14 protein-coding genes are annotated in these 15625 nt (G+C 63.5%); 5 read left to right on the forward strand and 9 right to left on the reverse strand.

Annotation, left to right across the window (positions count from 1 at the left end; genetic code table 11):
- The first annotated feature begins 48 nt into the window (after positions 1-48).
- Entirely contained in the window at positions 49-435 is a 387-nt protein-coding gene (locus tag MC380_RS09325; protein WP_242164358.1) for a RidA family protein, read from the forward strand.
- A 290-nt stretch (positions 436-725) separates the two neighbouring features.
- Here MC380_RS09325 and MC380_RS09330 read toward each other — a convergent pair whose 3' ends face one another.
- Complete coding sequence (locus tag MC380_RS09330) at positions 726-2042, reverse strand: VCBS repeat-containing protein (RefSeq protein WP_242164360.1); 1317 nt, start codon at positions 2040-2042, stop codon at positions 726-728.
- A 424-nt stretch (positions 2043-2466) separates the two neighbouring features.
- Between MC380_RS09330 and MC380_RS09335 the strand changes: the two genes are divergently transcribed.
- Positions 2467-2784: a hypothetical protein gene (locus MC380_RS09335; RefSeq protein WP_242164362.1), complete on the forward strand. Its 318-nt coding sequence runs from the start codon at positions 2467-2469 to the stop codon at positions 2782-2784.
- Between the two features lie 252 nt (positions 2785-3036).
- Here MC380_RS09335 and MC380_RS09340 read toward each other — a convergent pair whose 3' ends face one another.
- The 5 genes from MC380_RS09340 to MC380_RS09360 form a co-directional block, all read right to left on the reverse strand.
- Positions 3037-3978, reverse strand: a complete 942-nt coding sequence (locus MC380_RS09340; RefSeq protein WP_242164364.1) for an MBL fold metallo-hydrolase — start codon at positions 3976-3978, stop codon at positions 3037-3039.
- Positions 3979-4109: 131 nt separating this feature from the next.
- Complete coding sequence (locus tag MC380_RS09345; RefSeq protein WP_242164365.1) at positions 4110-5414, reverse strand: bifunctional diguanylate cyclase/phosphodiesterase; 1305 nt, start codon at positions 5412-5414, stop codon at positions 4110-4112.
- A 7-nt stretch (positions 5415-5421) separates the two neighbouring features.
- On the reverse strand, positions 5422-6669 hold the full coding sequence (locus MC380_RS09350) for an HD-GYP domain-containing protein (protein ID WP_242164367.1): 1248 nt from the start codon (positions 6667-6669) through the stop codon (positions 5422-5424).
- 351 nt (positions 6670-7020) lie between these two features.
- Entirely contained in the window at positions 7021-7881 is an 861-nt protein-coding gene (locus MC380_RS09355; RefSeq protein WP_242164369.1) for a type II CAAX endopeptidase family protein, read from the reverse strand.
- Between the two features lie 253 nt (positions 7882-8134).
- Positions 8135-8608, reverse strand: a complete 474-nt coding sequence (locus tag MC380_RS09360; protein ID WP_242103548.1) for a nuclear transport factor 2 family protein — start codon at positions 8606-8608, stop codon at positions 8135-8137.
- A 180-nt stretch (positions 8609-8788) separates the two neighbouring features.
- On the opposite strand from MC380_RS09360, the gene MC380_RS09365 reads away from it, so the two are divergent.
- On the forward strand, positions 8789-9184 hold the full coding sequence (locus MC380_RS09365; RefSeq protein WP_242164371.1) for a DUF1801 domain-containing protein: 396 nt from the start codon (positions 8789-8791) through the stop codon (positions 9182-9184).
- A gap of 45 nt (positions 9185-9229) precedes the next feature.
- On the opposite strand, the gene MC380_RS09370 is transcribed toward MC380_RS09365, so the two are convergent.
- The gene (locus tag MC380_RS09370; RefSeq protein WP_242164373.1) at positions 9230-9841 is read right to left on the reverse strand and encodes a methyltransferase domain-containing protein; all 612 of its coding nucleotides are present in this window, start codon (positions 9839-9841) and stop codon (positions 9230-9232) included.
- A 202-nt stretch (positions 9842-10043) separates the two neighbouring features.
- Positions 10044-10325 (reverse strand): hypothetical protein, encoded by a 282-nt coding sequence (locus MC380_RS09375; RefSeq protein WP_242103545.1) that lies wholly within the window; start codon positions 10323-10325, stop codon positions 10044-10046.
- 252 nt (positions 10326-10577) lie between these two features.
- Here MC380_RS09375 and MC380_RS09380 point away from each other — a divergent pair, with 252 nt between their 5' ends.
- A complete protein-coding gene (locus MC380_RS09380) occupies positions 10578-11006 on the forward strand; it encodes a Dabb family protein (protein WP_242164375.1) in 429 nt (142 codons plus the stop codon).
- 324 nt (positions 11007-11330) lie between these two features.
- Here MC380_RS09380 and MC380_RS09385 read toward each other — a convergent pair whose 3' ends face one another.
- Entirely contained in the window at positions 11331-13337 is a 2007-nt protein-coding gene (locus MC380_RS09385) for a glycoside hydrolase 43 family protein (protein ID WP_242164377.1), read from the reverse strand.
- 539 nt (positions 13338-13876) lie between these two features.
- On the opposite strand from MC380_RS09385, the gene MC380_RS09390 reads away from it, so the two are divergent.
- The gene (locus tag MC380_RS09390; protein WP_242164379.1) at positions 13877-15586 is read left to right on the forward strand and encodes a serine hydrolase; all 1710 of its coding nucleotides are present in this window, start codon (positions 13877-13879) and stop codon (positions 15584-15586) included.
- Positions 15587-15625: the final 39 nt, after the last annotated feature.

Consider the following 15625-nt stretch of genomic DNA (forward strand, 5'->3'; position numbering starts at 1 on the left):
CATCTTGGTGCGCTCCGGGAATCTTTACTGAAAGAAAGGAAAATCCGCATGAAGCTTGTCTCGCATAACCCAACCGCTGGGATTTATCCGGCCACACCAGACTACGTGCATGCCCTCGAGGTTCAGGAGCCCAAGCGGATCCTATTTGTCGCCGGCACAATGGGCCTGGACGAACATGGCGTCGCTGGCACGACGCTCGACGAGCAACTCGAATTGATCTGGTCGAATATCAGGACGATTCTCGCCAGCGCTGACATGACCATCGAGAATATCGTGCGGTTGACCAGCTATCTACGTGACCCGTCATATGCCGAGGCTAACGGTGTCGCACGCGCGCGTGCGCTAGGCGATCGCCGCATTCCGACGACGGCGATCGTTGCACAAACCCTGATGACCGATTGGCTGGTTGAGATCGAAGTCATTGCTGTGGCTTGACCGCGTGAGGACCTTTGATCGAAGGTCGGCGTCCACGACCTCCGTGCGAGGATTGTCCCCGCTTCGTGGTGTCCGAAAAACTCGGACAACCCCACTCTGACCCCTTTTCCCTCCGTAGGGCGGGCTCAAGGCAGCCTTCCGCAGATCGCCCGGTGCTCAGTCTGAGCCGGCATCCTTCCCCTGCTCTTTCATGGGAAAGTTGAACTGGTGGGTGCGCCAGCTCTCTGCGATGCCGATGCTGTAACCATAGGTCAGCGCGACGAAATGCGACTAACGGACTTACGCCGGCTTTACCCCGCACGACGGACAGGCGGCAATGGCCTTGCAATCCCCGGGGCCGGCTTTTTCTGGCAGTTCCGCCCATAAAAGATCCTGAGCGAAGAGCTGAGTTCTGCCAACACGATGTCCAGGCATCCATCCGAGTTTACATCCGCAACAGCATATGATCCGTCGCGATAGAAGTTGTTCGTCCAGAGATTGTCGTCTGTATTCTGGTACACCACCGGCGCAAAGCCCGATGGCCCCTGCAGGAAGTAGCCCATCATGTCGTAGCTATCGAACATCACCACGATGTCCGGATACCCATTGCCATCGATGTCAGCAACCCTGACGGTACCCGGGTAGTTGTAGTACCCCGGGGTTTCCAGGAATACGGAGCGGCTGAAGGTGTTCCCCGCGCCGCGATACAGGACCCTGATGCCTTTCGGCAGGGAAATGCTGTTATCCCCCTGGTCCGAGACGACCAAGTCCGGGCGTCCGTTTCTATCAATGTCGGCCACGGTCATGCCCCAGAATTGCCCCGACTGGACGGCACTCAAATCCAATTCCACCAACTGCCCCATTGAGGACATCCAACGGGACGGATAGATGCGCACGATGTTGCCCGTTTGCACGACGATATCCGGCAAACCATCCGCGGTAAAATCGCTGGCTTCGACCGCATGGGGAAACAACATATATGAGGTTTCCAGGCGCTTCACGCCGCTGATCCCACCAAACCCGTCACCAAGGAAGAACTCTGCTCCATATTCAGTGCTTTGCACGAACAGATCCGCATGTCCGTCGCCATTCGCATCTATCGCTGCAACGCTTCCATTGTTGGCGCCGACGCGTTCAAGCCCCGCATACCAGGTAGGGACGAAGCTTGTCCCGTATTTGGCGACGACGGTCAGTCCCGCCTGCTCACCGAATACGATTTCGGGCACGCCCCGCTGATCCAGATCCACCAGCTCCAGGCCGCCGATCCAGCTGCGTTTGATTTCTATCGGGGTCGCCAATGATCCATCGGGCTCCTGCGCATAGATCCGAAGCCGCGAGTAGACGTCTGGCTCGGGCCAGGACCCGTAATAGCTCATGGTCATGACCACATCGGGGCGCCGATCTCCCGTCACGTCGCCGACAACCACTTCCTCGGGTGCCCAATCACTCTCCACAGGATCGATGATGACGCGCTCGAACCGAAACCCTTCGGCCACCGCCAGCTGCGAAGTTGGCGACGCCTGAGGTCGCAATTCACGGTACTGCTCGATCTCGAGTGATTCCTTGTCGCTTGAGAAACCGATGGAACCGCGGGATCGACTTGATCGCGAAGACTCGTCAAGGTCCATCAACCCTGGGTCCGACTGGATCGCGCATCCTGCTGTGCACGACAAGACAATAGACAACGCTGACCAGCGCATCACCATGATCATTCAAGTCCCTGCCCCCCTTGACTCCCGGGCAGTATATCGCCGCTGTGACCTGCTCGGGTTGCCCCGAGAAAATGAGCATGACCCCATTAGCCTGCACCGAGTCGCGCCGCTCGACTAAAAGTGTCTCAGGGACAATTCCCGCCTCGGCCGATCTTCGGGCCGTGGGTAGGCTGAAGCAACTGCGACTGCCTTCTGTGATCTAAGGCACAGACCGCAAAGGAGCCCAGCGCATACTCGCTCGCGAGTGACACACAGATCGTGATCGCTCAACGGTAATACGCAGTAGACCCGTGCACGGCCTGTTTCGGCCGTTGCTTCATACAGTCAATTGGAGGGATTCATGAAGCTGTTACTTGCGACTCTTGTGGTAGGAATTGCGATGAATGGATTTGGTGTGAATGCAGCATCGATGCATACACCTGAAGCCGAAACCAAGGCAGCGAGCGCCATCGATCTAACCAAACGCACGCACTTTTCACCGCTTTGGCAGCAAGGAAAGCAGTTCGCGCAAACCTTGCCAGACTGCTCGACCATGCACGGACAGTACTGCTCAACACCGGGTGCGAAAGCCTATTGCTGGTGGACGCAGCCGGTTCCGGGAGAAAGGACGCTTTGCCGATGCCTATCGAACAACACATGGTCCTGCGCGGGCCTGTGACTTTCCCCCACGCCTAAGGGGCAGTGAGCCGTAGGGCGGAGCCAATAACTCGGGCTCCGCCTTACGTATCTAAAGTGTGTCAGGGACAACTCCCGCCCGACGCCGGCTGCCCCACGCGGCGCACGCCCGCGAAGCGCCCCGTTCTGGTTTCGACCCATGCCCTGAACCGATCGGTGCCGAGCGCCTGTGCTGCGGGTCGGAAAATGGCCCTGACACCTTTTGACCTTACGGGGGTTCGCCTTCGAACCGTCGTTACACGCCCATCGCGATTTCAAGAAGGATGCGCCAGGCATTCATCGGCAACCATTCGTCGTATCCGTCCCATGTTTCGTACTGCGGCAGCTTCACCGTCGTGGGCACCTGCATGAACGGCGTGCCTTGCTTGAGTTCAGCGAGCACTGCGACCCGCAGATCCTGCAGATACCTGAGTTGATCCGCGACGCTCGACCGCGGCCCCACGGCCGCGTTGTGCGCGTACATCACGCGGTCGAAATCGAGTGCGCCAATCTCGGCGAGCGTGCGTTCCCACTCCTTCGGCGAGAAATCGGGCATGTAGGTGAAGCCCACGCGCTTCGGCACGACGAGGTCGACGGTGTAGATCGTCTTCTCGCGCGGAAACAAAAACACGGTCATGCCTTCGCCGTGGCTCGCGCCAAAGTAGAGGAGATCGATCTGGCTGTGCCCAAGCTTCAGTACGGACCTGGGCCCGGACCACGTCTCGTCGGGCATGACCACGTCCGGGCTCGGATGCGCCCTCAACCAGGCGGCGGCCGTTTCGTGACTCAGAATCTTCGCGCCTTCGGCCTTGAACACGGCGCCGCCGCTGATGTGGTCGTAGTGGTTGTGCGAATAGACGAGATATCGGATCGGCTTGTCGGTCAGCTTGCGGATCGCCGCGAGCGATGCCTTGGCGAAGTCCTCGTCGAAACTGTCCATTACGATCACGCCATCGTCGGTGATCATGAACGCGTTGAACGCCATCCCGGCGCCGAAACTGTAGAGCCCGGGCGCGATTTCGATGCTCTCGTAGGGAGGACGCGCGTGCGCGCGGCCGGCGGACAGGCCTAGCGCCAATGCGATCACGGCACCCGTGAAGAATGCGCCGAAGAGACGGTTGAGCGACATCGGTATGCGACCTCGTATCCAGGGATGGTGACGACCCGCGGCGCGGGGCGGGATGTGCCACTTCCACACGATAGGGCAGGCGGTCGCGCGGCAAGGAGCCACTTTCGACAAATCATCCAGAACGACCCGGAGCCATTCGTGCGGCAGGAAATGCCTCTGACACCGCTTCCACACATTTCCTAGGCAACGAGCGTAGGAGCCTAGCGGGGGATCGCTATGCGACGAGCGCCTTCGTTCAACCAGCGCTCCATCGCATCGGAGGGGAGCGCTTTACCAAACAGGTAGCCTTGCGCGATATCGCAACCGCTGGCGCGCAGGGCTTGGAACGTCGCCTCGTCCTCGACACCCTCGGCTACCACCGACATTCCGAAACGATGGGCCAGATCGATGATCAGGTTGGAGATATGACCTTTGGCCTGGTCCGTGAGCAGCCCGATGACGAAGGACCGATCCACCTTGAGTTCGTCTGCCGGCGTGTTCTTGAAATAGGCCAGGCACGAATATCCGGTGCCGAAGTCGTCGATCGACACTTTGGCGCCGAGGTCGCGGATGCGCGAGAGGATCTCGAAACTGTGCTTCGAGTCCATCAGCGATCGTTCGGTGATCTCCAACATCAGCCGGATATCCTTCCTGCCCCATAGTTTCATCGCATTTTCGACCAGGTCCGGCAAGTCGTCCTGGGCGACGAGTCCGGCTGGAATGTTGACGGCGACAGAAAGCTCGCCCCAGTCGTGCTTCCAGTTGCTGGACTGGCGCAACACGGTATTCAATGCCCACACCGTCAGCTGCTTGATCTGGCCGGTGCGTTCGGCGATCGGGATGAACACATCGGGCGACACCGGACCGCGCGAGCGACTGTTCCAGCGCATCAGGGCCTCGGCGCCGACCGGTCGCATGTCGGACATGCGCACCTGGGGCTGGTAATGCATGACGATCTCGCCGCGTTCGAGCGCGCCGTCCAGCTCGATCTCGATATCCCAGAACTCGGACAGGCCTTCGACTTGCGGCCCATCCGGCGCAAACGCGCAGCGCTGCCCGGTGACGCGCGCCGTGTCCACCGCTTTCTCGGCCAGGCGCAACAGGTACTCGGGATGGGTGGCATGCGCGGGGCATAGCGCCACGCCGACCGTGACGGGAATCCTGAGCTGGTGCTCGCCGGAACGGAACGGAACGTCGAGCAGTCGGTACAGCTTCTGCACCGCCAGCTCGGCATGGCCCGCGTTCATGACCCGCGGCAGGATCAAGGCGAAACGATCGCTGCCGATCCGGGCTGCGTAGTCGTACTTGCGGACCGCGGCGCCAAGTTGCTCCGCCAGGTGCTGCAGCAGCGCGTCGCCGAATCCATAGCCGTGCGCACCATTGATCCGCGCGAAGCCGTCCACGTCGACGACGATCAGGGCAAGATTGTTTTGCCGGTCGTTGGCATAAGCGATATGCCGACGCAGCAGCGACAAGAAGCTGCGGCGATTGTGCAGACCGGTCAGCTCGTCCTCGGGTGTGCTCATGATCGTGCTAGTCGAGGAAGAGTTCGACCGGATCGATGCCGTAAGCGCCTAGCGGCAGCCCACACTTGATGCTGAGCGGACGCCCATGAGCGTCCTCCTTCATCTCGCCAAGATCAATGGTACGGAACTGCGGCAACGGCAGCTTGTCTTCATCCAGCAGCAACATGACGCTGGGCCGCAGCCGCTTCAGGCTGTGCACGGCGGTGACGACCCCGACCTGGCCATTGGAAAGCTCGACCAGCGACCCGGTCGGGTAGATACCGCAGGTCAGAATGAATTGCTCGACCAGCTCGGACTGGAACAGCGTGCCCCGGCATTTGTACAACTCGGTGACCGCCTGGTGCGGCGACAGGGCATCGGCGTAGAGACGGTTGTTGGTCAGTGCATCGTAGCTGTCGATCAGGCCGAGGATCCGCCCTTCGATGGGGATGTCGCTGCCGCTGAGGCCGCGCGGATAGCCGGTACCGTTATAGCGCTCGTGGTGCGTGGCCACCATATCGATGATCTTGCGCGACACCCCGGGTGTGTTCTCGAGGATCTCCAGGCTTTGTTCGACGTGGCCCCGCATCTGCCGGGTTTCGCGCGCATCGAGCGATGCTTTCTTGGCCAGAATTTCGGCTGGCAAGCGGGTCTTGCCGACGTCGAACAGCAGTCCGCCGAGCGCCAGTTCGCGCAGCTCCTCGATTTCCAGGCCAAGGTGCCGGCCAAAGGTGGCCGCCCAGATCGAACAACCCAGCGCATGCTGGTACGTGTAGTTGTCCTTGCGCTTGATCTCCTTGAGCCAGACGAACGCCGACGGGTTGCGCGTGATCGAACCGATCATGGCCTCGACGCCGTCGTGCAGTTTCTGCAGGTCCAGTTCACGGCCGCCCTTCAGGTCCTGCATGACCTCCTCGATGCCACGCTCCAGCGTGTCATGGGCCGCATCGGCGTGCACCAGCTCACTGTTGAAATCGTTCTGGATGCTCCAGTCGGTCTTGCGCAGCTCGGCGAGCTCGTCATGGCCGCGCGCACCCTCGACCAGCGCGGTCTCCTCGAGCTCGACGAAGCGCGGATCGGGCGAGCGCCCCGACGCGATGTCGACATAGACGTGACTGCAGATGCGCTGCAGTTTCTGCAGCTCTTCCTCTGTCTTGATCTCGAAGCCTTCCAACGGAAATGAGGTCTCCAGCCAGGGGCGATCCAGGCGGCTTACAAACATGCCCAGTTCGATACCCTGGACGCTGACCTTGAAGACCTGGCGCATTTTGTCCATGACCATCCCCAGATCGGCCCACGGTAGCAAAGGACCTTTGGCGTAGACATGAGTGCGGGCCACGTCTTCAGCTTTGTCTTGCTATCCGCTATTCCCGGGCCATGGTTTCAACGATGCCGGCAACCGGTCTCAGACCTCTCTGACACCGTTCTTGTTTCGATTTCTGGAGATTGCCAATCAAAGGGTTCAGGTTCATTCACCCGCTTGCGGCATGAGCAAATGAACCTGCCCCCCATTCTTTCCTGAGTCCGACCCATGCCCCCGAACCGGTCGGTGCCGAGCGCCTTCCGCTGCGGGTCGGCGCGAGTGGCGTAGCCCGTAGGGCGGGCCCTGGCCCGCCTTCTGCGGGTTTCAATTGCCCCCGTTTGCGTTGCCCAGAATCGTCATTCCGAAGCGTTTGACAAGCAGTGCACCGGTCACCGCCACGGGAATGCTGACGCCAAGCCAGACCAGAAACGCGGGATCGTACGCACTGGGCCACGGTTCGTGGAACACCATGGTGGCAATCCCGGATTTGCCGCTCATCCCGAGCACTTCGTGCAGAAGCACATTTCCAAATACGTGCAGTCCCACTGCTGTCCACAACGAGCCGCTGAGTACATAGCCATAGGCAAAAGCAAAAGACATCGCGCCCGTGGTGCAGACCATCTTGACCGCCTGCATGCCAGTCAGGCCGGGAAGATGAAACAGGCCAAATAACACCGCGCCGATCAACAGTGCCCGCGTGAGCCCGAGGTAACGCGTGAGCACGACCAGCATGTAACCTCGAAACGCCAGCTCCTCGCCGAAATTGCCGGCGAAGTACTCCGCGGTTTTCCAACCGAGCTGCGACCACGCCATCGCGCCGCGCTCCCAATGGAACGGCACCAACAGCCAGAGCGCTCCGGCCATCGCGAGAATCACGGGCACGATCAGCATGGCGCCAGCGAAGAACCAACCGATTCGGCGGAGGCCCAACCCCAGCGTGTCGCGCGGGAACCCATCGCGCATCAGAAACGTTCGATTGAGGGCGATCAGTCCGATCACGACCAACAGCGGAATGACCACACGCGCCGAGTGCGCGAAGACGCCACGTTCCGGAAAGAACATCCACGCAGGGATCGCAAGCATCCGCAGGACCACCGCACCCACCACAAACCAGACAAGCGACGCCATCGGAAACGGTCGCTTCTCGTCGCGAAGGGCATGCGCACTAACGGCGGAAATTTCCATGACGCGCCGTGTACCACTGCGCAGACACCACCGTCAACGTGCGATCGCGTTGGCCAAGCAACCGCGCATCTGCTCGATCCGCCGCAGGAGACAGGCATTGTCGAGCGCACGCCGACCGGAACGCCGACCGCGCCAGGCGCAGCAGCTGCTGGGCGATACGCCCAGCGCTGCGCTGGGCGTGTGTACCGGATACCTGGCCTGGTCGCGGATCCAGATTTACTTCACGGCAGCTCCCGCTGTGCGGCTTTCCGCCTTACGGCTTTGCCGACTCCACGGCTGGGGCCGGATCGTTGGACGGATGATCCACTATGTACAGCCACTTGCCGTCGATCAGCTTTTGCACGTCCACATAGCGGCCGTGCTCGACCGATTCCTTCTGCGTCGTCTTGTGCGCGCTGGTGATCGTGTAAGTGCCCCACGTGGTGCGGGTATCGGCCGAGGCCGCCTCGCCCATCTGGGTCAGGCTGGCGTCTTTGATCTCGAACTCCCCGAAATGGTGCGCGAACCCGTCGCGGATCGCGGTCCGGCCCTGCGCCATCGGCCCGCCCGGGAACCAGATGATCGCGTCTTCCGCATAACAGGCCGCCACGGCGTCGGCATCGTTGGCCTTGAAGGCCGCCACGAAGCAGTCGCCGGCGGGGGGCGGATCCGCCGCCATCGCGGCGCCGGTGGCGGTCACGAACCCGCACAGCAACAGCGCGGCGGCCAATCGATTGCGCATGGACATGGCGTGGTCTCCATTGGATGGTGGGCTCGGAATGGCCCAGCCAGGGGAACGCGCGCTCAGGCGGCCAGCGGCCACCGCGCCCGGGTCTCCACGCAATGCGTCCCGGGCGCGCTGCGCTTACCGGGCTACGCTGGATTTGGTTTTATCCTCGCCCTTCGCAATCGGACCAGGAGCACGCCCATGCCCAAGCCAACCGCAGGCGCATCCAACCGAAAGCCGCCCGAGCCATCGGGCAGCCACGCCGAGGTCGCGGACTGGCTGACGCACGTGATGCCGGACCTGCAGCCCATCGTCGCCGACCTGGACGGACTGATCCGCAAGACCATCCCGGGCCTGCAGTACGCCGTGAAATGGAAGAAGGCGTATTACGGCTTGCCGAAGCACGGCTGGATCATCGAGATGGTGGCGTACGACGTGTCGGTGAACCTGGTGTTCTTCGCCGGCGCGAAGTTCGACCCGCCGCCGCCCCAGGGCGAAGGCTCGCGGTACGTGAAGATCCGCACCCTGGACGAAGCGCGCGCGCCCGAAATCCGCGCGTGGATCGCACAGGCGGCAAAGCATCCCGGCTGGAATTGAGGCGTTCGTTCCCCGCACTCCGGCGGGTGCGCCACAGGCCGCGCGTCAGCTTTCCTTCCGCGCCAGCAGGGTGCGCCACGCGCCGCCGCGGCCCTGCATGGTGGTCTCCCATATGCCGGCCAACCCCGCCTGCGCGAGACGCGCATCGAACGCAGCGGGCAGCCATCGCACCACGCGGTAATCGCCCGCGGTGCCGTGCTCCCACTGGTCGGCCTCGCCTTCGGGATACATCAGGAGCATCAGCCCGCCCGCTTCCAGCGCCCTGGCCAGCTTGGTCAGCGCGCCGTCGAGCTGGGTGCGCTCGAAGTGCTGCAGCACGCACAGCATCATGACGCCGCCGTAGCGCCCGTCGATGGGGTCCGACAGCAGGTCGAGCCGATCGCAGTGCTTGCCGCGTTCGGCCTGGAACTCGCAGAACGCGGAGGCCGCATCGGTGCGGTAAACCTCCACGCCCAGCGCTTCCAGGCGATCGGCGTCCCAGCCCGGGCCGGAGCCGATTTCGAGCACGCGCGCGCCCTGCTTCACCGCCGCCGCCAGCCGGCGCAGCGCCTCTTCGCTGGCCGACGCCCTTCCGTCCACGGTCTCCACGTAGTCGCGCACCGTGCGCTCGTAATCCGCGACGGTGCGCGAGTTGTTGGCATGGCGAGCCTCAGGCATCGTCGCGCCTCCGGAAGGCGGGCGTTGTCGCTTGGGAGAGTGTCCTTGGCACCATCTTCGTCCCCACTGATTGCCCCTTTCCTGGCTGAAAGCCAGGACACGGGGCTTTGCCGGCACCGGGCCCGCCTCCGGCCGCCCAGGACCCGGTCTACCGATCGGTGAACCTGACCCGCTTTCGGGCCCGCTTTCGCGCCCTTCGGCGCTAGACCTTCTCGAGATGTTGCGCGGCCTGGGCCGCGGCTGCCTGCAACGCGCGGGCATAGGCGCTGTAGATCCGTCCCTTCGCGCGGGCGGCGGCTTCCAGCCCCTCGATATATGTGGTGAGCAGGTCGCGGGCGTTGTACTGGTGACCGAGCGCCTCGATCGTCCTTGACACGGTTTCCCGCAGGTGCCACTCGATGTTGCCGCCGATCTCGGCCTGCTTGGCGAGATCGACGACGCTGAGCAGATGTGGCGTCACGAGATTGGCGACGGTGGCCTTCATTTCCCTGTCCCTGTTTGCGAACGCCCGGAAAGATACCGCGAACCGGCGGCGATGGCGCCGGGCGACCCCTGGGGCCCAAAGGTCCGCGCCTTTCGCGGATCGCCGGACCGCCGCGCTACGAGACGGCATCACGCCTTGCGGCCCTTCCGTCTCAGCGCCGACCTGGGGCAAATCAATTCCCCGTCCCCTATCGTCCGACAGTGCCGCCCTATACTCGCAGGCCCGCAGGCTATGCACTGAAGGACCCGGATCATGACCGATCGCTCGCGCCGCGATGTCCTCGTCGCCGCCACCGCCCTGGCTGCCGGCGTGGCCGCCACCGCTCCCCGCGCGGCCGCTTCCGCCCCCGCCAGCAAGGCATCGTTCCCGCCGGTCGTGCATCACGTGTTCTTCTGGCTGAAGAATCCGGATTCCAAGGAGGACCTCGCCAGACTGCTCGCCGGACTGCGAACCTTGGCGGGCATCGACGCCGTGCGCGGCATCCACATCGGCGTGCCGGCCGATACCGAGCAGCGTGGCGTCGTCGACGGAAGCTACAGCGCCTCGGAACTCCTGTTCTTCGACGATGTGGCCGGGCAGAACGCCTATCAGGTGCATCCCATCCACAAGCAGTTCGTCGCCGACTGCGAGCACCTGTGGGAACGCGTGGTCGTGTACGACGCCACAGCCGTCGCGCCATAACTCATTCTGAGCAGGGACGGCAAAGAGGACGACGGCAAAGGGGAAGTATGTCAGGGCAACTGGTCCTGACCGGCGGCCGGCCGGCCCGACGCGGGCTCCGGAAATTGTCCCTGACACCGAAGGATTGGCCCGGGTGGCACCACGCCGCAGGTCCATGGCGAGCAGCAGGCGCTTCCGGGCTCGGGCTGGCGGCCCTTGGAGCGGGTCTGGAGAAACTGTCTCTGACACCGTCTCTTGCTCCGCGGGACATACGAACGAACGCCAGGCGCGCTGCGCTTGGCTGGCCGGGGTGAGGGCGTGCCCGCGCTTCGCCGGTGCCGCCCTTCACTGCGACCAGATAAAGCGCGCGCCGTCGCTGTCGTCCGGCATGGGGCCGGGACTGTCGGCCCGGATATCCCGGGTCCGCGGATCGATGCGCAGGAAGCGGTTGGTGGCCAATGACATCAGCACCAACTCGCCCGTCGGTGTTTCGATCCATTGAAAGATTTGCGCCGTGCCGGGCTGGCCGGCGGCAAGCGTCACCGCTCCGTCCTTATCGACCGTGACATAGCGTGTGCCCGATCGCAGCGCGACGCGGCCCAGTTCGCGGTCGACGATCTCGAACCGCGTCGGAGCATCCGACGCCAGGCGCCCTTCGCTTGCGGCTAGTCCGGTGGTCGCGCGAAACGACGTCAGCCGGATCGATCGACCATAGGGAATGGGCCGCATCAGGCCATGGGTATGCAGCTGATGGACATCGATGCTGTCGAAGTCGGCAAAACCGCCCTCGGCGCCGCTCGCGTTGTAGTTGAACAATCCGTAGCGGACGCCCTGGAAAGTGAAGGTCTGGTAGAACAGCTCGACCTCGTTGCCGATAGGGGTAAAGATGATGCCGTCCAACGAATAGCTGAAGCGCGCCCGTTCGGTGAGGAAGTCGCAGTCCGCGCGAAGCCAGACGCGCGTCCCGGTCATCTTCACCCGCACCCGCTGGTCCAGGCGCTGGTCGTAGAAGACGACATTGAGTTCGTCGGTGAGTTTTTCGACGCCCAAAGTCGCATAAGGCAGATTGAGCAGGCCCAGACCCGCCGTGTCGCCCGGCTTCAGGTGCGACGCATCGAGCAGGACGCTCGGCGTCGACATCGGGCCGATCGCCCGCTGCGTCAGCGTATTGCGCGCGTCGTAGAACGAAGTCGCCGGCAGGGCGTGAAGCCGCAGGAAGCCCGGGCGTTCCGACAACGACCACTTGTCGTCGACCGGGACATGGTTCCACTGCCATATCGGCTGCAGCCGCGGCGCCGAAAAATCATCGCTGCGCTGATAGGGCACACGCACCGGCTGCGGTGTGGCGATTTTGGGCTTCACCCAGGTCCGCGGCGTGCGCGTCAGATTGCCCGGCAGTCCGAAATAGGGCCAGCCATCCTTCCAGGTGATCGGAGACAGGCTGAGCAGGCGACCGACGGAATTGAAATCCATCATTGAAAAGCCCCACCACTCGCCCCCGGGCGTCTGGATGATGCCTCCCTGGTGCATCGCCAGGCTATGTTTGGCGGCGGGGTCAGGCCCCCAGAACTCGAACGGCGGCTTGGGCGTACCCAGGCGCCTGCTCGACGCCATGCCGAAGTCCTCATGCGAACTGATCGATTGATGGACCTCGTAGGGCCCCAGCACATGATCCGCCCGCGCCGCCGGCATGCGAAAGCCGCCTTGCCAATTGGCGCTGATGATGTAGTACTTGCCGTCGATCTTGTAGAAATGCGCGCCCTCGCCCATCCCGGCGTCGTCGGCGAACAGGGCGCGCTCGGTGCCCGGAACGATGTCGGTCAGGTCGTCCGTCAGCTGGGCCAGGCGCATCGACTTGTGGCCCCAGACGACATAGGCCTTGCCGTCGTCGTCGAACAGGACGGACAAGTCGTGGAGGCTGCGCTTCATCGGCGTGCGCGTCCACGGCCCCTTCGGATCGGTGGCCGTGAACATCTGGGTCATCTGGTCGTTGACGTTCGAGAAGATGTAGAACTTGCCTTCGTGATAGCGGAAGGACGGCGCCCAGATACCCTGGCCGTAGATGTTGCGGCCGCCCTCCAGCCGGTAGGCCGGGCCAAGGTCAAGCTTGTCCATGGCATAGGCGACGAACTCCCAGTTGACCAGATCCTTCGAGCGCAGGATCGGCACGCCCGGCATGGCGTGCATGGTGGTGCCGGTCAGGTAGAACCAGTCGCCGACGCGGATCAGGTCCGGATCCGAGAATTCGTCATAAAAGAGAGGATTGGTGAAGGTGCCGTTGCCGTTGTCGGGCGTCCAGGTCGCGGTCGACATGCCCTTGGGCGCGCTCGCCACCGGACCCTCCCGGTTCATCGCAGATGCCGGCGACGCGCATGCAATCAGCGTCAAGGCCGCGCATAACAGCAGCCCGGATATGACAACTGCGGGCGATTTCGGTCGATGCCGCATGACGCTTCACCTTTCAGGCTGACCAGTTCACGCAGTCGGAACCGCTACGCGCGGTCCGCCCTCCGCGGTCTGGTTGCCGGCTGCTACCGTTGTGTCACGAACTGCCTTGGATCAACTTCGAGGGGAAGCATAGGCAGGCGCGTCGTCTCATCTCCAATGAATTGTTCAGCGCGAGCTATGTCCTTTTTCGCAGGCGCCAGCAACAGTTGTTGTCAGAACCTGTCCTTGGCACCTTTTTCGGCATCCTGTGACGTCTCGGCGACAGCGCGATGGCGACGCGGATCATTGCCAACGTCGCTCCACAGGTCTATACCATCGCCGTAGCCGATGGGATCGGTTTGCACGGGCCGTCGCCCGTTCGGGTCCCTTGCCCCCAGGCACCATGGACTTCGCCGTTACCAGTGGTGGAAGCGCATTGAACGAACCAGGGTCTGCAATCGGCAATGAAGACCGGGGACAGCCCCCCGATCTTCATCAGCTATGCGACCGCCGACCGCGAACTCGAAGTCCACGGAGCGGCAAAGGGGACCGGAATTGCACTGCGTCCGGCTTCGTCTAAACCATCTGGGCCCAGAAACGCACCCCATCGGGGGGATCGAGCGGAGATAGCCATCATGAGCCACGCATCGCGCGTCACCATTGCGGCTCTCCTGTTGGCGCTGGGCGCGACCGAAGGGCGCGCCCAACCCGCGGACGACGGGCGCGACCTGCACCTAATCGAAGGCTTCGAGCAGCAGGTCGAGGCGCACCGCCGGGCGCTCGGCATTCCCGGCATGTCGACCGTGGTGGTCCGGGACGGCGAGGTGCTGTCCGCGCGCGGGTTCGGTTACGCCGACCTGGAGCGCCGCGTCCCTGCCACCGCCGACACGCTCTACCACCTCGCGTCGGTGACCAAGACCTTCACCGCGGTGCTGGTGCACCGGCTCGTCGAGCAGGGCAAGCTCGGTCTCGACGAACCGGTGGCGCGTTATTCGCCTGAGTTCAAGGACAACGGGGCGCAGGTGCGGCACGTGCTCAGCCACACGTCCGAGAACACGCCGGGCGACGCCTTCAACTACAGCCCCGACCGCTTCGAGGGTCTGAAGGACATCCTCGAGAAGAAATACGGCAAGCCGCTGCGGCAGATCTACGTCGAGGCGTTCCTCGAGCCGCTGGCGATGCGCGACAGCGTGCCCAGCCATGACGTCGCCGACGATGACACCACCCACGCCGCGCTGGGCCTGGACAACCTCGCGCGTTATCGCCGCAACCTCGCGCACTTCGCCAAGCCGTACACGTACTGGGCCGAAGGCAACGGCACGTCCGAGTACGCGGGCTATCCGCCACGCGAGCTCTGGGTGTCCGCCGGCCTGCTGTCGACGGTGCTGGACATGGCCCGGTACGACAAGGCGATAGACGACCACACGCTGCTGAAGGCCGAGACGCTGGCGCACGCATGGACGCCGGTCCTGTCCAACGCGGGCAAGCCGTTGCCGTTCGGGCTGGGCTGGTTCGTCACGGACTACCGCAGTGAGCGGCTGGTCTGGCACTACGGCCACTGGGGCACGGGCTTCTCGTCGCTTTATCTCAAGGTCCCCGCGCGCCGCCTCACCCTCGTCGCGCTGGCCAACAGCGAGCACCTCGCCGACCACCCGTACAAGCTCGGCGACGGCGACGTCACCAACAGTCTGTTCGCGTGCAGCTTCCTGGCGAGCTTCGTACGGGGCATCTCGAATGCCGCCCGCGGCGCGGCGCCACCGGCCAACCTCGAGGCGCTGCTCGCGGACAAGCAGGCGCGCAACGCCTTCGCCAAGTCGGCGGAAGACCCCGGGTGCGAACTGACGTCCCGCATCGCCTATGCCAACTGGCGGGACCTGCGTCGCGAGGAAGCCGCGAAGCGCAAGCCAATCCCCTACGACGCGGCCCTCGCCGCCGAATATGCCGGCACGTACCGCCTCCCCCACCGCGACATCCATGTCACCAACGAAGGCGGCCGCCTCTTCATCAACGTCCCGGCCGATGGTGGCCACACCGAGATGTACGCCATGTCGCCGACGGAGTTCTTCATCCGCATCCGGCCGTGGGACCTGCGGTTCGTCAAGGAAGGCGGCAAGGTCGTGCGCCTGGATTTCGTCGAAGGCGACGTGACGGATTCGGCACCGCGGGTCAAATGACGCGGGGCATCCGACCAAAGTGCCAGGGGCTAATCCACA

Origin of the sequence: Lysobacter sp. M15 (genome assembly GCF_022662515.1) — a bacterium.
Classification (GTDB): domain Bacteria; phylum Pseudomonadota; class Gammaproteobacteria; order Xanthomonadales; family Xanthomonadaceae; genus JAKPBU01.